Consider the following 25,113-nt stretch of genomic DNA (forward strand, 5'->3'; position numbering starts at 1 on the left):
GTTTTCCTCATCAGATCACGGCGACTGGTTGCACATCGGCAGCCAGCAAGCGTTTTATTTCCGGGACACAGGAGCCGCATTGCGTGCCGCAGCCCAGATTGTTTTTCAAGCCTTGCAGATCCAGCCCTTGGCGAATGCCGGCGCAGACCGCGTTGAGGCTGACGTTCTTGCAGTTGCACAGGGTTTTATCCGCAGCGAACTGCGCCCCGGCACTGCCCGGAGGAGCACTCATCGGTGCCAACAACCAGCGCCGCAGTTGTTCGTCCGCACGGCCCTCCAGCCACAACCCTTGCAGCCAATGCCGGGCGAGGGTTTCGCCGGCCAGGCGAATCGCGGTGATCCGCCCGTTTTCAATGCGCACGCGCTTGCCAATTGACCGGCGCGGGTCGTCGTAGGCCAATACCGGACCGTCGATCAGCGACAGACACTGGTCGATTTCACCGAGCAATTGCGGATTCGGCGCCTCGCTGCTGGCAGCGCGTATCAGCAATGCCGGTCGCTCACGCCCGACAAGGCTGAGACTCACGTAGGAAAATGCCTCACACAACGGTCGTAGGGTCTCGAAATGCTGTTGAACATTGCCTTCGATGAGTGCGAACAACTGCCACGGCAGATTCACCGCTTCCAGGCGCACGCCGCTGTGTTTGAGTTCCGGTTGTTTCGACAATGGATCGAAGGCCGGCAGGGTCAGGCTGTTCACGCCGCCCTTGAGAAAACGGTCACCCCAGTGCATCGGCAGAAACGCCTGTCCCGGACGCACGCTGTCGTCGCTGCCAACCGCGACGATCACTGCGCCGCGACGACTTTTAAGGTTGACCAGATCTCCCGGCTGCAAGCGATGCCTGCGCAGTTCGTCCGGGTGCAAGCTCAACACCGCTTCGCTGACATGCCCGAACAACTGCGCCGCCGTACCGGTGCGGCTCATACCGTGCCATTGATCACGCAGACGTCCAGTGATCAATGTCAGTGGAAAACGCGCATCGCGCTGTTCTTTGGCGGCGCGATAAGGGTCGGCTATGAATTGCGCGCGTCCGTTGGCGGTTGGGAAAATCCCGTCCTCGTACAGTCTTGGCGTTCCTTGCCGCGCGCCGACAGGGAAGGGCCATTGCTGCGGTCCGATCTCGTCGATCAGCGCATGACTGATCCCGGACATATCCAGATCCCGCCCGTGCGTCAGCCCTTTGAATTCATCGAACAACTGCGCAGGTTGGTTAAAGGTAAACAGGCTAGATTCGGCGGGACGTAGACGTTTCTCCAGACGTTGTGCGAAATCCACCGTGATCGCCCAATCCGGACGCGCTTCACCGGGTGGGAGAATCGCTTTGCGTACGTGGGAAATGCGCCGCTCGGAATTGGTCACCGAGCCTTCCTTCTCGCCCCAACTGGCTGCGGGTAGCAGCAGATCAGCGAATGCCGCGGTTTCAGTGGTGCGAAAGGCTTCTTGCAGAACTACAAACGGGCAGGCCTCAAGCGCTGCTCGTACCGAATGTTGATCCGGCATCGATTGCGCAGGGTTGGTGCAGGCAATCCACAACGCCTTGATCTTGCCGCTGCGCACCTGCTCGAACAGTTCGATGGCGCTGAGGCCGGTACTCTCCGGTAGCCGATCCACACCCCAGTAAGCCGCGACTTCGGCGCGGTGTTCAGGGTTGGCCACCTCGCGATGCCCTGGCAGCAAATTGGACAAGCTACCCGTTTCGCGTCCGCCCATGGCATTTGGCTGACCCGTCAAAGAGAAAGGTCCTGCACCCGGCCGGCCGATTTGCCCGGTGGCCAGGTGCAGATTGATCAACGCACTGTTCTTCGCGCTGCCGGCCGTGGACTGGTTCAAACCCATGCACCACAGCGACAGGAAACTTGGTGAAGTCCCCACCCATTCGGCGCACTGCTGCAATTGCTCGACGCTGATCCCGCACAGTTGCGAAACCATTTGCGGGGTGTAATCGCGCACCAGATTTTTCAGTTCAGCCAAGCCTTCGGTGTGCGCTTTGATGAAGTCGCGATCAACCCAGTCTTCCCACAACAGCAGATGCAAAATCCCATGAAACAAAGCGACATCTGTGCCCGGCAGAATCGCCAAGTGCAGATCGGCGAGGTCGCAGGTGTCGGTGCGCCGTGGATCGATAACGATGACTTTCATCTGCGGACGTCGGGTTTTTGCCTCTTCCAGCCGACGAAAAAGTACCGGATGGGCGTAGGCCATGTTACTGCCGACGATCATCACGCAATCGCTGAGCTCCAGGTCCTCATAGCTGCAAGGCGGAGCATCAGCGCCAAGGCTGCGCTTGTAACCGACCACCGCCGAGGACATGCACAGGCGTGAATTGCTGTCGATGTTGTTGGTGCCGACCAGCGCTCGCGCGAGTTTGTTGAAGGCGTAGTAATCCTCGGTCAGCAGTTGCCCGGAGATATAGAACGCCACGCTGTCCGGGCCGTGCTCGGCGATGGTTTCAGCGAACACGTTGGCAGCATGTTCAAGCGCGGTGTCCCAATCGGTGCGACTGCGCGCCAGGCCTTTGCCCAGACGCAATTCCGGGTACAGCGCGCGGGCCGCGAGGTCGCCGGTCAGGTGCAGGGTCGAGCCTTTGCTGCACAGTTTGCCGAAGTTGGCCGGATGCGCCGGATCGCCGCTGACGCCGAGGATGCGCTCGCCATCATGTTCGATCAGCACGCCGCAGCCGACTCCGCAATAACAGCAGGTCGAGGCGGTCGTCTGGCGGCTCATCAGATGGCGTCCCGCAGAGCCAGCTGCACGCGCCCGTTTTCGACCCGCGCCGGGTGATGGTGCGCGCAGCCGATGTCCGGCGCCTGAGCTTCACCGGACTCGAGGTCGATCTGCCAGTTGTGCAGCGGGCAGGCGACGCGTTTGCCGTAGATCAAACCTTGCGACAACGGCCCGCCCTTGTGCGGGCAGCGGTCGTCGAGGGCGAAAACCTCATCGTCACTTGTACGAAAAATCGCAATGTCACCTTTTGGTCCGGCAATGATCCGCGAGCCGAGGGCGTTGATCTCTTCGAGAGCACAGATATCCAGCCAGTTCATGCTGGCACCTCCAGATTTTTCACGGGAATTACGTCGAATTCTTTCTTCAGTTGCGGCTGCGCCAAGCGTTCTTTCCAAGGGTCTTGCTCGAACGACAGGGAGAATTGCAGGCGCTCGTTCAGGGCTTTGCGGCGTTCCGGGTCTTCCAGCACGGCTTTCTTGATGTGTTCCATGCCGACCCGTTGCAGGTAGTGCACGGTGCGTTCGAGGTAGAAGGCCTCTTCGCGATACAGCTGCAGGAACGCACCGTTGTATTCGCGGACTTCTTCGGCGGTTTTCAGCTTGACGAAAAATTCGGCGACCTCGGTTTTTATCCCGCCGTTGCCACCGATGTACATCTCCCAGCCGGAGTCGACGCCGATGATTCCTACGTCTTTGATCCCTGCTTCCGAGCAGTTGCGTGGGCATCCGGAAACAGCGAGTTTCACTTTGTGCGGTGACCACATGTTGAACAGGTCGTGCTCAAGCTCGATGCCCAGTTGTGTCGAGTTTTGCGTGCCGAAGCGGCAGAATTCGCTGCCGACGCAGGTCTTCACGGTGCGGATGGATTTGCCGTAGGCATGCCCGGACGGCATGTCGAGGTCTTTCCAGACGCCGGGCAAGTCCTGCTTCTTGATGCCGAGCAAATCGATGCGCTGACCGCCGGTAACCTTGACCATCGGCACGTTGTACTTGTCGGCCACGTCGGCAATCCGCCGCAGTTCCGAAGGATTGGTCACGCCGCCCCACATCCGGGGCACCACCGAGTAAGTGCCGTCCTTCTGGATGTTGGCGTGCGCGCGTTCGTTGATCAGGCGCGATTGCGGGTCGTCCTTGGCTTCGCCGGGCCAAGTGGAAATCAGGTAATAGTTGAGGGCCGGGCGGCACGTTGCGCAGCCGTTCGGCGTGCGCCAGTTGAGGTAGCTCATGGTGCCGGCGATGGTCAGCAGATGCTGCTCGCGAATGGCTTGGCGGATCTGGCCGTGATTGAGGTCGCTGCAACCGCAGATGGCTTTTTCGCTTTTCGGTTTGACGTCCGCCGCGCCGCCGACGGTGTTGATCAGGATCTGCTCGACCAGCCCGGCGCAGGAACCGCAGGAGCTGGCCGCCTTGGTGTGTTTCTTCACTTCATCGACGCTGAACAGGCCGTGCTCCTGAATCGCTTTGACGATGGTGCCTTTGCACACGCCGTTGCAGCCGCAGACTTCGGCGGTGTCAGCCATGACCATGGCTTTGTCCTGGCCCTGATGTCCTACGTCGCCCAAAGCATTTTCGCCGAACATGAGGTGATCGCGGATCTCGCCGATGGCGTGATTCTCACGAATCTGGCGGAAATACCAACCGCCATCTGCCGTATCGCCGTACAGACAGGCGCCGACCAGCACGTCATCCTTGATAACCAGTTTTTTGTACACGCCGCCAATCGGGTCGGAGAGGGTGATGGTCTCGGTGCCTTCGCCGCCCATGAAGTCGCCAGCGGAAAACAGGTCGATGCCGGTGACTTTCAATTTGGTCGATGTCACCGAGCCCTGATAACGAGCGAAACCCAATTGGGCGAGGTGGTTGGCGCACACCTTGGCCTGTTCGAACAGCGGCGCGACGAGACCGTAGGCAATCCCGCGATGGCTGGCGCACTCGCCGATCGCGTAGATGCGCGGATCGTAGGTTTGCAGCGTGTCATTGACCAGAATCCCGCGATTGCACGGGATGCCGGCCTTCTCAGCGAGTTCGGTGTTAGGACGAATACCGGCGGCCATCACCACCAGATCAGCGGGGATGATGTCGCCGTTCTTGAATTGCACCGAGCCGACCCGGCCATTGCCGGCGTCGTGCAGTGCCTGGGTCTGTTCGCACAGACGGAAGTGCAGGCCGCGGGATTCGAGGGCGCTTTGCAGCAGTTGGCCGCTGGTCTTGTCCAGTTGCCGTTCCAGCAACCATTCGCCGATATGCACCACGGTGACGTGCATGCCGCGCAGCATCAGGCCGTTGGCCGCTTCAAGACCGAGCAGGCCGCCGCCGATGACCACCGCGTGTTTGTGGGTTTTCGCGGTGTCGATCATCGCTTGAGTGTCGGCGATGTCGCGGTAGCCGATCACGCCGTGCAGAGTGTTGCCGGGGATCGGCAGGATGAACGGTGTCGAACCCGTGGCGATCAGCAGGCGATCGTATTCGGCCTCGGTGCCATCCTCGGCGATCACCCGGCGTTTGACCCGATCGATCTCCACCACTTTGCGGTTGAGCAACAACTTGATGTTGTTTTGCAGGTACCAGTCGAGATCGTTGAGCACGATTTCTTCGAAGGTCTGCTCACCGGCCAGCACCGGCGAAAGCAGGATGCGGTTGTAATTGGTGTGCGGCTCGGCGCCGAAGACCGTGATGTCGTACAGCTCGTTGCTCAGCTTGAGCAGTTCTTCGAGGGTGCGGACCCCGGCCATGCCATTGCCGATCATCACCAGTTTGAGTTTTTTCATCAGGTTCTCCGGGGAGCTGCGGCTGGCCTCTTGTGGGCAGTCAGGCCTTGCTCGAGAAATTTTGCGCAAACAAAAAAGGCGTCCCGCTAGTTGCCTAGCGAGGACGCCTTTGTCCTGGTCCCGTTCTCTCGGGAAGCGCAGCCTTCGTCGTTGAAGGCTGGGCTTTATGTGTGTGTTGAGTGGGGTAATGCAGTGGTTGTGCCAAGTGGGGACGGTGGCGGGTTTATTGGGGGCGAGGGATTTTGAGGATGGATTTTTTGCACTGATTCGAAGCGGGTTGCTCGTTCGTGGGGCATTCAGGCAGATGGATTTGTGGTGATTGGGCTGACGTCATCGCGAGCAGGCTCACTCCTACAGGGGACGCATTTCAAATTGTAGGAGTGAGCCTGCTCGCGATGGCCGCGACGCGGTGTCAGTGATGAAACAACAAAACCAGCAGCACCAGATTCCCAAGCAAAGCCACCAATGCCATTGTCCGCCAGACCTTCAGCGGCTCGCGCTCCAGCAAGGGCCGAGGCCGCACACTCAAACTGCGCCGCTCACCCTGTTCCAGCACCAGCAACCATTCCTCAGCCGTTTCAAACCGTTGTTGCGGATCAGCGGCCACCCCGCGCTCGAGACTCTGCGCCAGCCAGTCCGGCAGATCGGGCCGATAGCGACTGGCGCTCACCGCGACACCAAATCGCGGCCGCTGAAACGCTTCGATCTCGCCATAGGGGAAATGCCCGGTCAGCAGGAAATACAGGGTCACACCGACCGCATACAAATCCTGCTGCGCACTCGGCGGATCACCGCGGAACGCTTCCGGGGCGATGTAGCTCGGAGTGCCTGGCAGTGTCGACGGCGCGTCTTCGGACAACCCCGGGCAATACGCCAGGCCAAAATCGAGCAGGCGCAATTCACCGTCGTCACCCCAATGCAGGTTTTCCGGTTTGATGTCGCGATGCAGAATCTGCCGCCGATGCAGCAGGCCGACCGCACGCAGCAGGCGTTCGGCGAGGTCCTGCCATTGCGCCAAGGGCAAAAGCTCGAGCTGTGCCAGAGTCCTTCCGGAATATTCCCGCATCACGTAGTACAAATGCTGACGCTGCTGGCAGGCATGGACTTCAGGAAAGTGGCGACCGGCTACGCGTTTCAGAAACCATTCCTCGGACAACAGCGCTTGCCCGGCGTAGGAATCATCGGCGGAACGCGTGGGTAGGGTTTTCAGAAGCCACGTCTGACCTTGTCCATCAAGCACCCGATACAGCAGCGATTGCTGGCTCTGAGCGACAACGTCCAGCACTTGCCAGCCTTCGAACGACTGACCGGGTTTCAACGGTGGCGGCAGGGGCCATTGCTGCAAATGAATCAGCGCATCGCCGATACTGGCCTCACCCAAAGCATCCACCCGCACCAGCAAAGCACTGGCATTGTCCTGGCTCCCCGCCAGATGCGCGGCGTTGACCAGCGTCTGCGCTGCGCTGCGCAGATCCGGCTGATCACGCAGAATCGCCGCAATCGCGGTATCGCCCAACGTCGACCAGACCCCGTCGCTGAGCAGCACAAAGCTTTCGCCGTCACGCAGTTCGCCGTCGAGGAAATCCAGCACCAGATGCTGATCCAGCCCCAGCGCACGTTTGAGCACATGCTGCATGCCCGGCTGCTCCCAGACGTGATCTTCCGAGATCCGCTGCAAGCGCTCGGCGTGCCAGCGATAAACCCGGCAATCGCCGACATGGGCGAGGGTAAAGCGCCGACCACGCATGACCAGAGCACTGACCGTGGTGAGCAGCGGTTGCCCACCGCCATTGGCCTGCAGCCAGCGATTTTGCGCGAGCAGCAGGCGATCCAGCGCCTGCGCCACGCTCCAGGTTTCCGGTGTGGCGTAGTAGTCGAGCGCCAGCGCCTGCAACGTCGAGCGCGCAGCCAGTCCGCCATCGGCGCACTGGCTGACGCCGTCGGCGATGGCGAACAGATAACCCTTGCTTGCCGCCAACGCCGGAGCGGGCGTGACCAGGCGCAAAGCGTCCTGATTCTCCGCGCGCGGGCCGGTGGCGCTGGCTTCGGCAAAACTCAGTTGCAGGGCCATTGATGCTTCAGACCCGCGCCGCCGTCACCGCTGCCGAGCCCCAGGTGGTTCTCCAGCGACGCTTGACGCCGTGCAGGCCAAACCACGCCAATACGCCCAGGCTGGCGAACAACCACAGGGCCAGTTGATAGCTGCCGGTGCTCTGTTTGATCGCGCCCATGCCAGCGGCCAAGGCAAAACCGCCGATGCCGCCGGCCATGCCGATCAGTCCGGTCATGACGCCGATCTCGAGACGAAAACGCTGTGGCACCAGTTGAAAAACCGCACCGTTGCCTGCCCCTAAACCGAGCATGGTGCAGACGAAAAGGGCGAGTGCCGCGTAGGAACTTGGCAGGTTGAAGCCGACGGCAGCGATGCAGATGGCGGCAACGGTGTACATCGCCAGCAGCGTGCGGATGCCACCGAAGCGGTCAGCCAGTGCGCCACCCAGCGGCCGCATCAGACTGCCGCCGAACACGCAGGCGGCGGTGTAGTAACCGGCAGTCACCGGGCTCAGGCCGTATTGATCGTTGAAGTAGCCGGGCAGGGCGCTGGCCAGGCCGATGAAGCCGCCGAAGGTCACGCTGTAGAAAAACATGAACCACCAGCTGTCACGGTCGCCCAAGGCTTTGAAGTAGTCAGTCATGGCTTTGGCTTTTGGCCGTTCTGGCGCGTTCTTCGCCAGCCAGGCGAACAGCACCAGCGTCAGGATCAGCGGGATCAGGGCGAAACCGAAGACATTGCTCCAGCCGAACGCGGCGGCGAGTACCGGCGCCAGCAGCGCGGCGAACACGGTACCGGAGTTGCCCGCACCGGCAATGCCCATGGCTTTGCCCTGATGCTGTGGCGGATACCATTGCGAAGCCAGCGGCAGCGCAACAGCAAACGACGCGCCGGCCATGCCGAGGAACAGGCCGAGTACCAACGCCTGCTCGTAGCTATGAATGCCGATTTTCCAGGCACCGAACAGCGCGCAAATCACAATGACCTGACCGATCAGCCCGGCGGTTTTCGGTGAGAGCCGATCGGCGAGCATACCCATCACGAAGCGCAGTACGGCACCGGCGAGGATCGGCGTGGCGACGACGAGGCCACGTTGTTGCGTGGTCAAGTGCAGGTCGGCGGCGATCTGCACCGCCAGCGGGCCGAGCAGGTACCAGACCATGAAACTCAGGTCGAAATAGAGGAAGGCCGCGAACAGGGTCGGGGTGTGGCCGGATTTCCAGAAGCTTGAATTCATCGCGCACCTCAGCTGAAAAGAGTCTCGAAAGGAGTCATGCAACAGCAGGTGGGGCGCCGCCACGGCCGCACCACCGGCCCCGAGCTGTGGGGCCAAAACGCAAAAACGTCGCTACCTGATGCGCCGGTTGGGCGAACGGGTGAGCGACGTCTTTGTCGTAGGTGGGGCAACCGCCGTTGGTTACCTGTTCTGTTTACATAGCGAGATTTGTGCCAAGGATCAAAAGATCGCAGCCTTCGGCAGCTCCTACAGTGGAATGCAGTCTCCTGTAGGAGCTGCCGAAGGCTGCGATCCTTTGATCTTGATTCAGCCGAGCAACTCACTCATCGCAATAATCTGCTCCGCCACCTGAATCAGCTTCTGCTGCCGGCTCATGGCCTGGCGCCGCATCAGGGTGTAAGCCTCTTCCTCATTGCAGTCCTTCATCTTCATCAGCAACCCTTTGGCCAGCTCAATGCGCTTGCGCTCAGCCAATTGCTGGTCACGCGCGTGCAGCTGCGCACGCAACGCCTGATCACTCTCGAAACGCGCCATCGCGACATCGAGAATCGGCTGCAAACGCTGGGCGTGAATGCCTTCGACGATGTACGCGCTGACCCCGGACTTGATCGCCTGGCGCATCACCCCCGGATCATGTTCATCGGTAAACATCACGATTGGCCGAGGTTGGTCGCGGCTGACCAGTACCACTTGCTCCATGACATCGCGGCTCGGTGACTCGGTATCGATCAGGATCACGTCCGGGCGCACCGTTTCGACGCGCGCGGGCAGGTCGATGGTCAGCCCGGATTCGTCGATTACTTCGAAACCGGCCTCGGTCAGCGCGGCTTTAAGGCGTCCGACTTTTTTCGCTGTGTCGTTGATCAACAGAATGCGCAACATGTTCGCGGTCTCCTGTCAGCGGCGGGCGAGAAGGGCGACGTCGTCGCTCATCGCGTGCAGCTTGAAACTGCGCGCATAACCAGCGGGATCGCTGCCGTCCCAGATCTTGCCGTCGAGCAACTGGCTGCTGCGCATGTCGCTGCCCCACGCGGCAACGCCGAGCGCCGTGGCGGCCTCGCGATAGAGATCAAGCTGCTGAACCTGGCGGGCGACGGCGAGGTAATCCGGATCTTCACGCAACAAGCCCCAGCGGCGGAACTGGGTCATGAACCACATGCCATCGGACAAGTACGGCAAATTCACTTGGCCATTGCCGTGAAAACGCAGCGCGTGCGGATCCTGCCAGCGATTGCCGAGGCCATCGGCATAGTCACCGAGAAAACGTGGTTCGATGCAGGCCAGCGGAGCATCGAGATACTCCGGCGCACTCAGCAATTGCGCGGTGCTGCGGCGGTTCTCCGGGCTTTCTTCGATGAAACGGCTGGCTTCGAGGATCGCCATCACCAACGCTCGCGCAGTGTTGGGGTATTGCTCGGCAAATTCGCGGGTGCAGCCAAGGACTTTTTCCGGGTGATCGGGCCAGATGGTCTGGCTGGTCGCCAAGGTAAACCCAAGATCCTGCTGCACCGCGCTGGCCGCCCACGGCTCGCCGACACAGAAGCCATCAATGCGCCCGGCCTGCAAGTGCGCGACCATTTGTGGCGGTGGCACCACCACGCTGTCGACATCCTGAAGTGGATGAATGCCCTGACTCGCCAGCCAGTAATACAGCCACATCGCGTGCGTGCCGGTGGGAAAGGTCTGGGCGAAGGTCAGTTTTGCGCGGCTTTGGTGCACGTGGCGGTCCAGCGCTTCAGGACTGGTCACGCCGAGGTGTTGCAGGTTGTGGGACACATTGATGCTTTGACCGTTTTGATTGAGGCCCATCAGCACCGCCATGTCGGTCGGAGCGACGCCGCCAATGCCCAGATGCACGGCGTAAATCAATCCGTACAGACTGTGCGCCGCGTCGAGTTCACCGCTGACCAGGTTGTCGCGCAGATTGGCCCATGAAGCCTGGCGCTTCAGGTTCAGCGTTAGTCCGTAAGGCTGGGCAAAGCCTTGAGTGGCAGCAACGACAACCGACGCGCAGTCGCTCAACGCCATGAAGCCGAGGTTGATCGCAGTTTTTTCCGGGGCATCGCTGCCATTGACCCAGGCCAGTGGCCCTACCGAAGGTTCATTCATCCAACGCTACCTCGAAAAAAAGCGTCGCCACGGACTTTGCGCAGGCAAAATCCGGGACGACGCCATTGTCCTTGCCCGCCTGCCTTCATTGGCCTGCGCGCTGATAGCGAAGAGGGTGCAAGGCATATGCCAGTGCCAGTGATTTGCGCGTGCGCCTCGCGCGGTGGGTCGTTGCCCGGCTATAATCGCCGCCTCTTTTCGCCGCCCGAGTCATCGCCGCCCATGTACACCCTGGCCCGTCAGCTGTTGTTCAAACTTTCCCCGGAAACCTCCCACGACCTGTCGCTGGATCTGATCGGCGCGGGTGGGCGTTTGGGCCTCAACGGCTTGCTGTGCAAGGCGCCGGCGAAGAAACCGGTGACGGTCATGGGGCTGGAGTTCCCGAACCCGGTGGGGCTGGCGGCCGGTCTGGACAAGAACGGCGCGGCCATCGATGGCTTCGCACAACTGGGTTTCGGTTTTGTCGAAATCGGCACCGTGACCCCGCGTCCGCAGCCGGGCAACCCGAAGCCGCGGATCTTCCGCCTGCCGGAAGCCGAAGCGATCATCAACCGCATGGGTTTCAACAACCTCGGTGTGGATAACTTGCTGGCGCGGGTGGCAGCAGCGAAATACAAAGGCGTGCTGGGCATCAACATCGGCAAGAACTTCGACACGCCGGTTGAGCGCGCGGTTGACGACTACCTGATCTGCCTGGACAAGGTTTACGCCCACGCCAGCTACGTGACGGTTAACGTCAGTTCGCCGAACACGCCGGGCCTGCGCAGCTTGCAGTTCGGTGATTCGCTCAAGCAATTGCTCGCCGATCTGGCTACGCGTCGTGCCGAACTGGCCTTGCGTCACGGCAAGCATGTGCCGCTGGCGATCAAGATTGCCCCGGACATGACCGATGAAGAAACCGTTCAGGTAGCACAGGCGCTGATCGAAACCGGTATGGACGCGGTGATCGCCACCAACACCACGCTGAGCCGTGTCGGCGTTGAAGGCATGGAGCATGGCGACGAGGCGGGCGGTTTGTCGGGTGCGCCGGTGCGGGAGAAGAGCACCAATACCGTGAAGGTGCTGGCCGGTGAGCTGGCTGGGCGTTTGCCGATCATTGCTGCTGGCGGGATTACTGAAGGCAAGCATGCTGCGGAGAAAATTCTCGCGGGTGCGAGCCTGGTGCAGATCTATTCGGGCTTCATCTATAAAGGCCCGGCGTTGATTCGCGAGTCGGTCGACGCGATCGCCGCCCTGCGCTGATCCATAGACACCACTGTTCCCTTGTAGGAGTGAGCCTGCTCGCGATAGCTTTCTTTCGGTCACTTCATCAGCGACTGACAGACCGCTATCGCGAGCAGGCTCACTCCTACAGGTTATGCGCTCGGCACAAAAAACCATGCAATAAAAAGGGCTCCTCGAAGGAGCCCCTGGGCCGTAGCCCGCCGTCCGGGAAGGACGTGCGTGGTTAATTTGTTACAAATTCAGATTGTCGTGTCGGAATAAATGCCCTGTGTCAGCCGACGGCGTGAAGTTCGTTGAGTCTGTGGATTCCCGCAGTGCCGGTCATACCGTCCCAGTTGTCGCCGCGTCCTTCTCGCCAGCCGTTAATCCAGGCTTGACGTACCGACGGTAGAGTAAATGGGCAAAGCTCACGGGATTTGCCACCAACGCCATATTGATATCCGCGCAAAAATGCTCTTTCCAACGGATCACGCTTAAGTCTTCTCATAGGGTGTTTCCCTCACTTGTTGACTGTTTTGTATCGCGTTGACCTCAACTGAGGTCTGGCAGAAAAAACCTGCCATGGTGCGGCTCGCTGCCGGCGTGGCGAGCCAAGGTGTTGACGCCGTTGCGACGTCAACCTGTGCTCAGTTCTAACCAATGAGTCACAGCGATGGAATGACCGTTTTGTCATAAGCACGTAACGAAAAGGGTGCTATAGCGATAAGTAACTGCGTATTTATTGAATGTTTATTGGGCAAACCCCGGTATGATCGGCCCCGCGCTGGATGATGGGGTTAATTCTTTAGTGAGAATGACCCACGTTTGCGCTGGGGTACTATTCGACGAAGGGTCGTTTTAAGACTTTTTGTTGCATCAACTTTTTTATCTGTCCTGGCATCTAAGCTCTTTTAACCCGAGCAGCGGGGATGGAACGGCACACCTTCGTGCCACGCGGGCGCTCTTTAAGAAAAGCGCCTGATTGAAAACCGGATCGGCAATGCGTTGCCGATTCACTAGCCAAAGGCTCTGGAAATACCATGTCCGACCGTTTCGAACTCTTCCTCACTTGCCCTAAAGGCCTTGAAGGCCTGCTCATCGAGGAAGCCGTCGGGCTTGGCCTTGAAGAAGCGCGCGAGCACACTTCCGCCGTGCGTGGCATGGCGTCCATGGAAACCGCTTATCGCCTGTGCCTCTGGTCGCGTCTGGCCAACCGGGTGCTGTTGGTGCTCAAGCGTTTCCCGATGAAAGACGCTGAAGACCTCTATCACGGCGTGCTCGACATCGAATGGCAGGATCACATGCTCAGCGACGGCACCCTGGCCGTTGAATTCAGTGGTCATGGCTCGGGCATCGACAACACGCATTTCGGTGCGCTGAAAGTCAAAGACGCCATCGTCGATAAATTGCGCACCCCGCAGGGCGACCGCCCGTCGATCGACAAGCTCAACCCGGATCTGCGCATTCACCTGCGTCTGGATCGTGGCGAAGCGATCCTCTCCCTCGACCTCTCCGGGCACAGCCTGCACCAGCGCGGCTATCGTTTGCAGCAGGGCGCGGCGCCGCTGAAGGAAAACCTCGCAGCGGCGATCCTGATCCGCTCCGGCTGGCCGCGCATTGCCGCTGAAGGCGGCGCGCTGGCTGACCCGATGTGCGGTGTCGGTACGTTCCTCGTCGAAGCAGCAATGATCGCCGCCGATATGGCGCCGAACCTGCGTCGTGAGCAGTGGGGTTTCACGGCCTGGCTCGGTCACGTGCCGGCGCTGTGGAAAAAACTCCATGAAGAAGCCGTCGAACGCGCCGCTGCCGGTCTGGCCAAGCCACCGCTGTGGATTCGCGGTTACGAAGCCGACCCGCGACTGATTCAGCCGGGCCGCAACAACGTCGAGCGCGCTGGCCTCAGCGAATGGATCAAGATCTATCAGGGCGAAGTCGCGACCTTCGAGCCGCGCCCGGACCAGAACCAGAAAGGTCTGGTGATCTGCAACCCGCCGTACGGCGAGCGTCTCGGCGACGAAGCCAGCCTGCTCTATCTCTACCAGAATCTTGGCGAACGCCTGCGTCAGGCCTGCCTGAACTGGGAAGCGGCGGTGTTCACCGGCGCGCCGGATCTGGGCAAGCGCATGGGCATCCGCAGCCACAAACAGTATTCGTTCTGGAACGGCGCGTTGCCGTGCAAGCTGCTGTTGATCAAGGTTCTGCCGGATCAGTTCGTCACCGGCGAGCGTCGGACCCCGGAACAACGTCAAGCCGAGCGCGAGCAAGCGGCTTACGATCTGACTCCGGACGAGCCGCAAGAGCGCAAGTTCAACAAGAACGGCAACCCGATCAAACCGACGCCAGCCCCGGCGCCGGTGATCGAGCAGCCGCGCTTGAGCGAAGGCGGGCAGATGTTTGCCAACCGTCTGCAAAAGAACCTCAAGGCGATGGGCAAGTGGGTCAAGCGCGAAGGCATCGATTGCTACCGCGTCTACGATGCCGACATGCCTGAATATGCGATGGCCATCGACCTGTACCACGATTGGGTGCACGTGCAGGAATACGCCGCGCCGAAGTCTATCGACCCGGAAAAAGCCTCGGCGCGCATGTTCGATGCGCTGGCAGCGATTCCGCAGGCGCTCAACGTCGACAAGAGCCGCGTGGTGGTCAAACGCCGCGAGCGCCAGAGCGGCACCAAGCAATACGAGCGTCAGGCTGCGCAGGGCAAGTTCAATGAAGTCAGCGAAGGCGGCGTGAAGTTGCTGGTCAATCTCACCGACTACCTCGACACCGGCCTGTTCCTCGATCACCGGCCAATGCGCATGCGCATCCAGAAAGAGGCCGCCGGCAAGCGCTTCCTCAATCTGTTCTGCTACACCGCGACCGCCAGTGTGCATGCGGCCAAGGGCGGCGCGCGCAGCACTACCAGTGTCGACCTGTCGAAAACTTACCTCGACTGGGCGCGCCGCAACCTGTCGCTGAACGGTTTCTCCGACAAGAACCGTCTGGAGCAGGGCGATGTGATGGCGTGGCTGGAAAGCAGTCGTGACGAGTACGACCTGATCTTCATCGATCCGCCGACGTTCTCCAACTCCAAGCGCATGGAAGGCATCTTCGACGTGCAACGTGATCAGGTGCAGTTGATTGACCTGGCCATGGCGCGTTTGGCAACCGGTGGCGTGCTGTATTTCTCCAACAACTTCCGCAAGTTCCAGTTGGAAGAAAACCTCGCCGAGCGCTACGCGGTCGAGGAAATCAGCGCGCAGACCATTGATCCGGATTTTGCCCGCAACACCAAGATCCACCGCGCCTGGAAAATCACGGCTCGTTGACGCTTTGCCGGGTTGGATCCACAGAGCCTTGATTTTTAAAGGCTCCGTGGATCTGCCCGCGCTAGCTAAATTAGTGGCTAATAGCTATAACTCACACACGGTCAATGGGGTTTTCCCGTGAATGCTGGCGTAGTGTGAGTTGTCTTTATGTCGTTGCACCCCGTGCGCCCTAAGATTCTGGGTTTTATCAGCGAAGACGTCTCGGCCTGGCTGGTCGCGATGCTGGTATTGCTCGCCGGTGCAATTCTCACGGGGTTACTCGCTTGGGCGACCCTCAATCAGTTTCAGCAACAAACGCGTCAGCGCTTCCAACTGCTGGCCAACGAACGTTACAGTCGTATCGAAGAACGCTTTCAGGATCAGGAACAGCGCCTCGATGGTCTGCGGCGCTTCTTTGCCAACTCTGAATCGGTGTCCCGCGCCGAATTCGACGGTTACACCCAACCTTTACTAATGCGTACCCAGGCCTACTCGTTTGCTCTCAAGGTCAGCGGGCCCGAGCGCGCCGCTTTCGAGCAGCGGGTGCGTGACGAAGGCTTGAGTCACTTCACCCTGCGAGAATTGCATCCTCAAGGCGAACTGCAACTGGCTGGCGTGCGCGATGAATACGTGCCGGTGCTCTTCAGCCAGACGCAAAGCCGGCTTGGTTCACCGCTGGGGTACGACTTGCTGGCGCAGCCGTTGCGCCGCGACACCCTGCAACGTGCCGACAAGCTCGGCAGTCTGGCGGTGTCGCAGCCGATGCACCTGGTCAGTATCGAGCCGTCCTATGCGCGTGGCGTGTTGTTGGTGGCGCCGGTGAGCCGCAATGGCGAGCGCCAATCGTTCGGCTACGTGATGGCGGTGATCAGCATGCGCCAGCTGCTCGCCGACGGTTTGCCGGATGCCTTCCATGACTACCTGTCGGTGCGCATTCTCGACATGTCGACCCATGATCAGCACGAGGTGTTGTTCGAATCGACCAACGAGCCGGCGCCGAGCGACTTGTCCGCCACGCGCCTGGTACGCATGGCCGATCACGACTATCAGGTCGATATCTTGCCGAGCGACGCCTTCGTTCAGGCTAACCATTCGTCGGTTGGTAGCGTGATCATTCTGGGTGGCTTGCTCAGTTTGCTGCTCAGCGCCTTGCTCTACGTGTTGGTCAGTCAGCGTCAGCGTGCCTTGCGTCTGGTTCAATTGCGCACCCAGGAACTGCATGCAAGCGAACAGGAACTGCGGGGCACCCATGGCCAGTTACGCGGCGTGCTGAATGCGGCGACGCAGGTGGCGATCATCGCCACCGACCTGCGCGGCGTGATCAACACCTTCAACCCCGGCGCCGAACAGATGCTTGGCTACAGCAGTGCCGACGTCGTTGGCCATATGACCCTGGAAAACCTGCACCTGCCGCGCGAGTTGACGGCGCGCGCTGCCGAGTTGAGCGCGCGCTACGGTAAAAGCATTCCGACCTGCCACGCGATGCTCGTCGAGGGCGGCGAAGTCGGCGGTCACGAGGCGCGCGAGTGGACGCTGGTGCGCAGCGATGGCAGCCATCTGCCGGTGAACATGCTGGCCACACCGGTGCTGGATGAGCAAGGTTTGTGGGTTGGCCATCTGGCGATCTGCATCGACATCACCGAGCGCAAACGCGTGCACGAAGTGCTGGCGGCGCGGGATGTGTTGCTGAAGAAGCTCAGTGCGCACGTTCCCGGTGGTATCTATCAGTTCAAAATGGAGTTCGACGGGCGGTTCAGCGTGATCTATGCCAGCGACGGCATTCGCGAAATCTACGAACTGGAACCGGACGTGCTGTTGTTCAACGCTGAAGCGATCTTCACGCGCATCCATCCTCAGGACATCACCCGCGTGCGCTCTTCCATTCGCGCCTCGGCAGACAGCCTCAGCCCGTGGCGCGAGGAATACCGCGTGCAACTGCCCGAACGTGGCCTGCGCTGGGTGCGCGGCGAGGCGACGCCGGAGGAGCTGCCGGGTGGCGGGGTGCTTTGGCATGGCTATATCTCGGACATTTCCGATCTGAAACGCGTGGAAGAAGAACTGCGTGCGCTGTCGGTCACCGACTCCCTGACCGGGATCCACAACCGTCGCTACTTCCAGGAACGCCTGACCACCGAAATGGCCCGGGTCGAGCGCGGCGGTGGCGAGCTGTCGGTGATCATGCTCGACATCGACCATTTCAAACGCATCAACGACCAGTACGGCCACGCCGTTGGCGACCGGGTGTTGCAAGCGGTGTGCGAGCGCATCGGTCATCGCCTGCGCCGCACCGATGTGTTCTGCCGTTTGGGCGGCGAAGAGTTCATGGTGCTGTGCCCGGACATCGACGGCGAGCACGCGCACATGCTCGCGGTCGAGTTGTGGCAAGGCTTGCGCGGCGCGCCGGTGGACGTGGTTGGTGTGGTCACGGCGAGTTTCGGTATCGCCAGTTGGCGACCGGGGGAGGGCGCAGATGCGTTGCTGTTGCGCGCGGATTCGGGTGTGTATATGGCAAAGCAACGCGGCCGCGATCGGGTCGAACAGATGAGCTAAGCCCGGCGCTGAACCCTTGTAGGAGTGAGCCTGCTCGCGATTGCGGTATATCAGTCACCATGATGTATCTGGACTGACGCTATCGCGAGCAGGCTCACTCCTACAGAAGATCAGAAGATCGCAGCCTGCGGCAGCTCCTACAGGATTATGTGGCACCTGCAGGAGCTGCCGAAGGCTGCTCTTTTGCTTTTAAAGGACCGAAGCCGTCTGCGGCAATCGCGGTTGCTTGTAGAGGTCCAGCAGCACCTGATCCAGCACCGACGATGCACCAAATGGCGCCTTGTCGTTAAGGATCGCCACTACTGCCCAGGTATTGCCATTCACATCACGGCTGAAACCGGCAATCGCCCGCACAGTGTTCAGAGTGCCGGTCTTGACGTGCGCCTCACCGCGCATGGCGGTGGTTTTCAGACGCTTGCGCATGGTGCCATCGGTACCTGCAATCGGCAGCGAGCTGATGTATTCGGCGGCGTAAGGGCTGTGCCACGCGGCTTGCAGCATGTTCGCCATTTCACGGGCGCTGACGCGTTCGGCGCGGGACAGGCCGGAGCCGTTCTCCATCACCAGATGCGGCGCGGTGATGCCTTTCTTCGCCAGCCACTGACGAACCACGCGTTGCCCGGCCTTGGCGTCGTCACCGTCGGCGTCGTTGCGGAATCGCTGGCCAAGGCTGAGGAACAGCTGCTGGGCCATGGTGTTGTTACTGTACTTGTTGATGTCGCGGATGATTTCCGCCAGATCCGGCGAGTAGGCACGCGCGAGCAGTTTGGCGTTGCCCGGGGTCGAGGCCAGACGATCCTTGCCCTGAATGCTGCCACCCAGTTCTTTCCAGATCGCGCGCACGGCGCCGGCGGTGTAGGTCGCATGGTCAAGCAGAGACAGGTAGGTCTGCGAGCTGCAGCCTTCGCCCAACTGGCCGGCAACGGTGACGGTAACGCTGCCATCCGCCTGCGGCACCGGGTTGTAGCGCACGCCGCCGGTGCATTGCTTGGAGTTCAGTGCTTTGACGGTGTTTTCAATACGTACAGTGGCGATCGGCGGCTCGACCGAAATCAGCACCCGGCCGTTATCGTTGCGGGCGACAAAGCGCAGGGCCTTGAGGTTGACCAGCAGCGAATCGGGTTTGACCAGGAACGGTTTGTTCTCGTCGTTGCCGTCATCGTTGAATTCCGGCAACACCGGTTGCACGAAGAAATTGCGGTCGAGGATCAGGTCGCCGGTGACCTGGGTCACGCCGTTGGCGCGCAGGTCGCGCATCAGCAGCCAGAGTTTTTCCATGTTCAGCTTCGGATCGCCGCCACCTTTGAGGTAGAGGTTGCCGTTGAGGATGCCGCCGTTCAGGTCACCATCGGTGTAGAACTCGGTTTTCCACTGATGGTTGGGGCCGAGCATTTCCAGCGCCGCGTAGGTGGTGACCAGTTTCATGGTCGAGGCCGGGTTGACCGACACGTCGGCGTTGAACACGGTTGGCGTGCCCGGACCGTCCAGTGGCACCATCACCAGCGACAGGGCGCTAGGCTGCAATTTGCTCGCCTTGAGGGCTTTTTCGACGTTCGGGGTGAGGGAGGTGTTGATGGTGGCAGCAGAAACAGGCAGGGCCAGAGGCAGAAGGAGGCCGGCGAGAAACAGTGGACGCAACGATTTGATCATATGAAATAAAACCCTACAGCCGAGGGGGAAAAAGACGAGGACATGGATGAAAAGGTCCTCAGTGGTCACGAAAGTGTCGGCATTATGCCCCAAGGTGTAACCGATTGTGCCGTCCTCGGGGTGGCGATTCGCTGATTTTTTTACAGGCGGTCAGCCGCTGTGTCTACAGAGGCGGGCAATCGACGGCTTAAACTGGTAAAGTGCCCGCCGTATTTACTTAAGAGGATTGTTCCAATGGCGACTAACCGTTCCCAGCGTCTGCGCAAAAAACTGTGCGTTGATGAATTTCAAGAGCTGGGTTTCGAACTGAACCTGGACTTCAAAGAAGACTTGTCCGAAGAAGCCATTGACGCTTTCCTCGAAGCATTCATCAAAGAAGCCATGGAAGCCAACGGCCTGGGTTATGTTGGCGGCGACGACTTCGGTCTGGTATGCCTGCAGAAGCGTGGCTCGGTCAACGAAGAGCAGCGCGCTGCCGTTGAAGCCTGGCTGAAAACCCGCGCCGAGCTGACCAAGTATGAAGTCAGCCCGTTGCTGGACGTTTGGTATCCGGAAAAGCCGATCAACGCGGCTAAGTGATACTGAAAAAAACGGCGACCTGAGGGTCGCCGTTTTTTTTCGTCGATCAAAAGATCGCAGCCTCGTTTCACTCGACAGCTCCTACAGAGGAGCGCGATCTCCTGTAGGAGCTGCCGAAGGCTGCGATCTTTTAAGCTTTACGCCAATTCAGAATCACCAGTGTCAAAACCCCCGCCACAATCCCCCAAAACGCCGACCCGATGGAAAACAGCGTCAACCCCGACGCCGTGACCATAAAGGTAATCAGCGCCGCCTCACGTTCCTTCACCTCGGTCATGGCAATGCTCAAACCATTGATGATCGAACCGAACAACGCCAACGCCGCAATCGACAGCACCAGCTCCTTCGGCAGCGCCGCAAACAACGCCGCCAGTGTCGCGCCAAACACCCCGGCAATCCCGTAGAAAATCCCGCACCAGACGGCCGCCGTGTAGCGCTTGTTGCGATCTTCATGGGCGTGCGGCCCGGTACAAATCGCCGCGCTGATGGCGGCGAGGTTGATGCCGTGGGAGCCGAACGGCGCCAGTAACAGCGAGGCGATGCCGGTGGTGGTGATCAGCGGCGAGGCCGGGACGTTGTAGCCGTCGGCGCGCAGGACGGCGATGCCCGGCATGTTCTGCGAGGTCATCGCCACGACGAACAGCGGAATGCCGATGCTGATGGTCGCGGCCAGTGAGAAGTGCGGCGTGGTCCACACCGGCGTCGCCACTTCCAGATGAAAGCCGCTGAAGTCCAGCAAACCCATGAAGCCCGACAGCGCGGTGCCGATCAGCAACGCGGCGAGCACCGCATAGCGGGGCGACAGGCGCTTGACCACTAAATAAGTGAAGAACATCCCCAGCACCAGCCCGGTGCGGTGCTGTGCGGCGACGAAGATTTCGCTGCCGATCTTGAACAGAATCCCTGCCAGCAATGCCGCCGCCAGTGAGGCTGGAATCTTTTTCACCAGTCGTTCGAAGCTGCCGGTCAGCCCGCAGATCGTCACCAGTACGGCACAGGTGATGTAGGCACCGATGGCTTCGCCGTAACTGACGCCGCCCAGACTGGTGATCAGCAACGCCGCGCCGGGTGTCGACCAGGCGATGGTGATCGGCGTCCGGTAGCGCAGTGACAGGCCGATCGAACATACGGCCATGCCAATTGAAATCGCCCAGATCCACGAAGAAATCTGCCCGCTGGTCAGGCCCGCCGCTTGCCCGGCCTGGAACATCAGCACCAGTGAACTGGTGTAGCCGGTCATCATCGCGATGAAACCGGCGACGATGGCTGAAGGCGAAGTGTCGGCCAAGGGGCGCAGTTGAGTGTGGGTGGCGTCGTTCATGACAACGGTGTTCCTTATACCAATGAAGATGTCCGCCATGACGCAAACCCTTGTAGGAGCTGCCGAAGGCTGCGATCTGTTGATCTTGCTTCTTAAAATCAAAGTCAAAAGATCGCAGCCTTCGGCAGCTCCTACAGGGGAGGCGGTGTTCTGGCAGCGGATTCTGTGATCAAGCCTAAACTCATTCGTAACGGATCGTTGCAATACAGCCAAAGTCACAAATTGCCGTACAGTCGTGTTGCCACCTTTCATTGTGTACAATCGCGCTGTTTTTTACGCGATACTTGCCAGCGACCTACTGTGCCGTATTACAGTCACGGTCTATTCGCCGCAGTTCTCCCGACTCGAGTGCCCATGAACGAACAGTTGCAACCCCTCAAGAAACAACCGCGAGCAGGCAAAGCCGGCCGCAGCGGAACCCAGGACGATATTGTCTACGCGCATATCTTCGAGGCCATCCTCGAACAGCGTCTGGCGCCCGGCACAAAATTGAGCGAAGAAGCGCTGGGGGAAATCTTCGGGGTCAGCCGCACCATCATTCGCCGCGCGCTGTCGCGTCTGGCCCATGAAGGCGTGGTGCTGTTGCGGCCCAACCGTGGCGCTGTCGTCGCCAGCCCGAGCGTTGAAGAAGCGCGTCAGGTGTTCATGGCCCGTCGTCTGGTCGAGCGCGCGATCACTGAACTGGCCGTGCTGCACGCCACCGCCGAGCAGATCGCTGAACTGCGCCAGATGGTCAACGACGAACGCGACAGTTTCTCTCGCGGCGATCGTGGCGCCGGCATTCGTCTGTCGGGCGAATTCCACCTGAAACTGGCCGAAGCGGCGAAAAACGCGCCGCTGGTGAGTTTCCAGCGCAGCCTGGTTTCGCAGACCTCGCTGATCATTGCCCAATACGAAAGCGGCAACCGCTCGCACTGCTCGTATGACGAACACACGCAGTTGATCGACGCGATCGAGAAGCGCGACGGCGAGTTGGCGGTGAATCTGATGATGCATCACATGGATCACATCGACAGCAAGCTCAACCTCGACGAGGAAGGCGCGTCGGATGATCTGCATGCGGTGTTCTCGCATTTGTTGCAGACCAAGAAACCTGGGCGCCCGGCGGCCAAGCTCTAAGTTAGACCGAGCTGCTCCAATCGCTGGCAAGCCAGCTCCCACAGGGTTTTGTGGGGTTCACCCGATTTGCGTTACAGCACAAATCCTGTGGGAGCTGGCTTGCCAGCGATAGCAATCTGACAGGCAATAAAAATCCCCCGGGGTGAACACCTCCGGGGGATTTTTTGTGCCTGGTTGATCGTTCCCATGCTCCGCGTGGGAATGCCTCTTGGGACGCTCCGCGTCCAGTGACGCGGAGCGTCACAGGCTGCATTCCCACGCAGAGCGTGGGAACGATCATGGGGCGGGGAAAGCTTAGCGCTGATGCACCAATGCCCCCGCCGCATACGTTTGCTGCACCGTGCGGTCATCGCCCAGCGTCATCAACACAAACAACGACTCGGCAATATTGTTGGCCTGTTTCAGGCGATAGCTCAGCAGCGGCGTGGCGTTGTAATCCAGCACCAGGAAGTCGGCGTCGGAACCCGGTTGCAGGTTGCCGATCTTGTCTTCCAGACGCAGCGCCCGCGCACCACCCAAGGTCGCCAGATACAGCGACTTGAACGGGCTCAGTCGCGCACCTTGCAATTGCATCACTTTGTACGCTTCGTTCAGCGTCTGCAGCAGCGAGAAACTGGTGCCGCCGCCAACGTCAGTGCCCAGGCCGACGTTCAGCTTGTGCTTCTCGGCCATCGGCAAGTTGAACAAGCCGCTGCCGAGGAAGAAGTTCGAGGTCGGGCAAAATGAAATCGCCGAACCGGTTTCCGCCAGTCGTGCGCATTCGTCGTCGCACAGGTGCACGCCGTGGGCGAACACCGAGCGCTCGCCGAGCAGATTGTAGTGGTCGTAAACGTCGAGGTAGCCCTTGCGCTCCGGGAACAGCTCCTTGACCCACTCGATTTCCTTGAGGTTCTCGCTGATGTGGGTCTGCATGTACAGATCCGGATACTCGGTCAGCAATTGCCCGGCGAGGGTCAGTTGTTCCGGGGTACTTGTCGGCGCGAAGCGCGGAGTGACTGCATAGTGCAAACGACCCTTGCCATGCCAGCGCTCGATCAGCGCCTTGCTCTCGACGTAGCTGGATTCAGCGGTATCGGTCAGATAATCCGGTGCGTTGCGATCCATCATCACCTTGCCGGCGATCATGCGCAGGTCGAGCTGCTCGGCTTTTTCAAAGAACGAGTTCACCGACTGCGGGTGCACGCTGCCAAACACCAGCGCGGTGGTGGTGCCGTTGCGCAGCAGTTCCTTGACGAAAATGTCAGCGACTTCGTCGGCGTGAGCCTTGTCGCCGAACTGGCTTTCGCACGGGAAGGTGTAGGTGTTCAGCCAGTCGAGCAGTTGCTCGCCGTAAGCACCGACCATGCCGGTTTGCGGAAAGTGAATGTGCGTGTCGATGAAGCCCGGGGTGATCAACGCGTCTTGGTAATGCTCGATTTCGATGTCCGCCGGCAGGGTCGGCAGCAGGTCGCTGGCGTGGCCGAGGGCGCTGATCTTGCCGCCATCGACCACCAGCAGGCCATCCTCGAAATATTCGTAGGAGGCTTCGATCCCGACTTCGGCGGGGTCGGCGATGCTGTGCAGGATGGCGGCGCGGTAGGCTTTGCGAGTCAGAGGCATGAGGGTTCTCTAATCAGTTTGAGGCTTTGAGTTTGGCGGCCTGACTGCGCCGCGAAACCGGCAGCAGTTTGGCAATCGGTTCGGCGCTGGCAGTCTGCTGGCCGAAGTTGGCGTTGTAGGTGGCGATGATTTCGCCGGCGATGGAGATGGCGATTTCCACAGGCAGTTTGCCTTTGACTTCGCCGATGCCCATCGGGCAGCGCATGCGTTGCACGACGCTGCTGTCGAAACCGCGATCACGCAAACGGTGTTCGAACTTCACGCGTTTGGTCTTCGAACCGATCAGGCCGAAGTAGGCGAAGTCGTTGCGCTTGAGGATCGCAGCAGTGAGTTCAAGGTCGAGCTGATGGTTGTGGGTCATGACGATGCAATAACTGCCGGGGGGCAGGTCATCGATTTCATCCACAGGCTCTTCGGCGACGATTTTACGCACGCCGTGAGGGATCTGTTCGGGGAATTCGGCATCGCGCGAATCGATCCAGCGCACCCGGCAGGGCAGGCTGGCGAGCAATGGCACCAAAGCGCGACCGACGTGACCGGCACCGAACACGGCAATTTGCGCCTGCACCTGGCCCATCGGTTCAAACAGCAACACGGTGGCGCCGCCGCAGCACTGGCCAAGGCTGGCGCCGAGACTGAAGCGCTCCAAGTGGGTGTCCTGCTTGCCGCTGGCGAGCATCTCGCGGGCGATCTGCATGGCTTTGTATTCCAGATGCCCGCCACCGATGGTGTCGAAGCTCTGGTTAGCGCTGATGACCATTTTCGAGCCGGCGTTGCGTGGCGTCGAGCCGAGTTCTTCGATGATCGTCACCAGCACACAGGGTTCGCCCTGGTTCTGCAGGTCGGCGAGGGCGTCGATCCAGTTGTACATGTTCACCTCGACATCTTCGTTGTCTGTTCGGGCCTCTTCG

The 25,113-nt window shown here is 60.3% G+C and carries 17 protein-coding genes; 5 read left to right on the forward strand and 12 right to left on the reverse strand.

The genetic code is table 11. The features are described from left to right. Positions 1–10: 10 nt before the first annotated feature. The 7 genes from CQ009_RS17835 to CQ009_RS17865 all read right to left on the reverse strand — a co-directional run bounded on the left by CQ009_RS17835 (position 11) and on the right by CQ009_RS17865 (position 10,891). Positions 11–2,725 carry a nitrate reductase gene (locus tag CQ009_RS17835; RefSeq protein WP_105707869.1) on the reverse strand — a complete coding sequence of 905 codons (2,715 nt, stop codon included), beginning with the start codon at positions 2,723–2,725 and terminating at the stop codon, positions 11–13. Then, positions 2,725–3,042: a nitrite reductase small subunit NirD gene (gene nirD, locus CQ009_RS17840; RefSeq protein WP_053118721.1), complete on the reverse strand. Its 318-nt coding sequence runs from the start codon at positions 3,040–3,042 to the stop codon at positions 2,725–2,727. Before nirD ends, CQ009_RS17835 begins: the two co-directional genes overlap by 1 nt. After that, positions 3,039–5,492 (reverse strand): nitrite reductase large subunit NirB, encoded by a 2,454-nt coding sequence (gene nirB, locus CQ009_RS17845; RefSeq protein WP_105707871.1) that lies wholly within the window; start codon positions 5,490–5,492, stop codon positions 3,039–3,041. Before nirB ends, nirD begins: the two co-directional genes overlap by 4 nt. A gap of 412 nt (positions 5,493–5,904) precedes the next feature. Beyond that, a complete protein-coding gene (locus CQ009_RS17850) occupies positions 5,905–7,563 on the reverse strand; it encodes a bifunctional protein-serine/threonine kinase/phosphatase (RefSeq protein ID WP_105707873.1) in 1,659 nt (552 codons plus the stop codon). Between the two features lie 7 nt (positions 7,564–7,570). Next, positions 7,571–8,782, reverse strand: a complete 1,212-nt coding sequence (locus tag CQ009_RS17855) for a NarK/NasA family nitrate transporter (RefSeq protein ID WP_105707874.1) — start codon at positions 8,780–8,782, stop codon at positions 7,571–7,573. 306 nt (positions 8,783–9,088) lie between these two features. Then, positions 9,089–9,664, reverse strand: a complete 576-nt coding sequence (locus CQ009_RS17860) for an ANTAR domain-containing response regulator (RefSeq protein WP_042558507.1) — start codon at positions 9,662–9,664, stop codon at positions 9,089–9,091. Positions 9,665–9,679: 15 nt separating this feature from the next. Next, positions 9,680–10,891, reverse strand: coding sequence for a CmpA/NrtA family ABC transporter substrate-binding protein (locus CQ009_RS17865; RefSeq protein WP_105707876.1), 1,212 nt, complete (start codon positions 10,889–10,891; stop codon positions 9,680–9,682). A gap of 222 nt (positions 10,892–11,113) precedes the next feature. Between CQ009_RS17865 and CQ009_RS17870 the strand changes: the two genes are divergently transcribed. Continuing rightward, positions 11,114–12,133, forward strand: a complete 1,020-nt coding sequence (locus CQ009_RS17870; RefSeq protein ID WP_105707878.1) for a quinone-dependent dihydroorotate dehydrogenase — start codon at positions 11,114–11,116, stop codon at positions 12,131–12,133. A gap of 253 nt (positions 12,134–12,386) precedes the next feature. Here the strand turns inward: CQ009_RS17870 and rmf are convergent, their stop codons facing one another. Next, the gene (rmf, locus tag CQ009_RS17875; RefSeq protein ID WP_003223300.1) at positions 12,387–12,602 is read right to left on the reverse strand and encodes a ribosome modulation factor; all 216 of its coding nucleotides are present in this window, start codon (positions 12,600–12,602) and stop codon (positions 12,387–12,389) included. 532 nt (positions 12,603–13,134) lie between these two features. Between rmf and rlmKL the strand changes: the two genes are divergently transcribed. Further along, positions 13,135–15,405 (forward strand): bifunctional 23S rRNA (guanine(2069)-N(7))-methyltransferase RlmK/23S rRNA (guanine(2445)-N(2))-methyltransferase RlmL, encoded by a 2,271-nt coding sequence (rlmKL, locus tag CQ009_RS17880; RefSeq protein ID WP_105707880.1) that lies wholly within the window; start codon positions 13,135–13,137, stop codon positions 15,403–15,405. A 147-nt stretch (positions 15,406–15,552) separates the two neighbouring features. Then, complete coding sequence (locus tag CQ009_RS17885) at positions 15,553–17,934, forward strand: diguanylate cyclase (protein ID WP_105707882.1); 2,382 nt, start codon at positions 15,553–15,555, stop codon at positions 17,932–17,934. A gap of 189 nt (positions 17,935–18,123) precedes the next feature. On the opposite strand, the gene dacB is transcribed toward CQ009_RS17885, so the two are convergent. Then, positions 18,124–19,584 carry a D-alanyl-D-alanine carboxypeptidase/D-alanyl-D-alanine-endopeptidase gene (dacB, locus tag CQ009_RS17890; RefSeq protein ID WP_105707885.1) on the reverse strand — a complete coding sequence of 487 codons (1,461 nt, stop codon included), beginning with the start codon at positions 19,582–19,584 and terminating at the stop codon, positions 18,124–18,126. Between the two features lie 234 nt (positions 19,585–19,818). On the opposite strand from dacB, the gene CQ009_RS17895 reads away from it, so the two are divergent. Beyond that, complete coding sequence (locus tag CQ009_RS17895) at positions 19,819–20,163, forward strand: YggL family protein (protein ID WP_105707889.1); 345 nt, start codon at positions 19,819–19,821, stop codon at positions 20,161–20,163. A 130-nt stretch (positions 20,164–20,293) separates the two neighbouring features. Here CQ009_RS17895 and CQ009_RS17900 read toward each other — a convergent pair whose 3' ends face one another. Next, a complete protein-coding gene (locus CQ009_RS17900) occupies positions 20,294–21,484 on the reverse strand; it encodes a benzoate/H(+) symporter BenE family transporter (RefSeq protein WP_105707891.1) in 1,191 nt (396 codons plus the stop codon). Positions 21,485–21,838: 354 nt separating this feature from the next. Between CQ009_RS17900 and CQ009_RS17910 the strand changes: the two genes are divergently transcribed. Further along, positions 21,839–22,603 carry a GntR family transcriptional regulator gene (locus CQ009_RS17910; RefSeq protein ID WP_105707893.1) on the forward strand — a complete coding sequence of 255 codons (765 nt, stop codon included), beginning with the start codon at positions 21,839–21,841 and terminating at the stop codon, positions 22,601–22,603. A gap of 294 nt (positions 22,604–22,897) precedes the next feature. Here the strand turns inward: CQ009_RS17910 and guaD are convergent, their stop codons facing one another. Together guaD and xdhC are read right to left on the reverse strand one after the other, a co-directional pair. Continuing rightward, positions 22,898–24,202 (reverse strand): guanine deaminase, encoded by a 1,305-nt coding sequence (gene guaD, locus CQ009_RS17915; protein ID WP_105707895.1) that lies wholly within the window; start codon positions 24,200–24,202, stop codon positions 22,898–22,900. Positions 24,203–24,215: 13 nt separating this feature from the next. Next, on the reverse strand, positions 24,216–25,073 hold the full coding sequence (gene xdhC / locus CQ009_RS17920; protein ID WP_105707897.1) for a xanthine dehydrogenase accessory protein XdhC: 858 nt from the start codon (positions 25,071–25,073) through the stop codon (positions 24,216–24,218). Positions 25,074–25,113 lie beyond the last annotated feature (40 nt).

The sequence above is a fragment of the Pseudomonas sp. MYb2 genome (assembly GCF_002979955.1).
Classification (GTDB): domain Bacteria; phylum Pseudomonadota; class Gammaproteobacteria; order Pseudomonadales; family Pseudomonadaceae; genus Aquipseudomonas.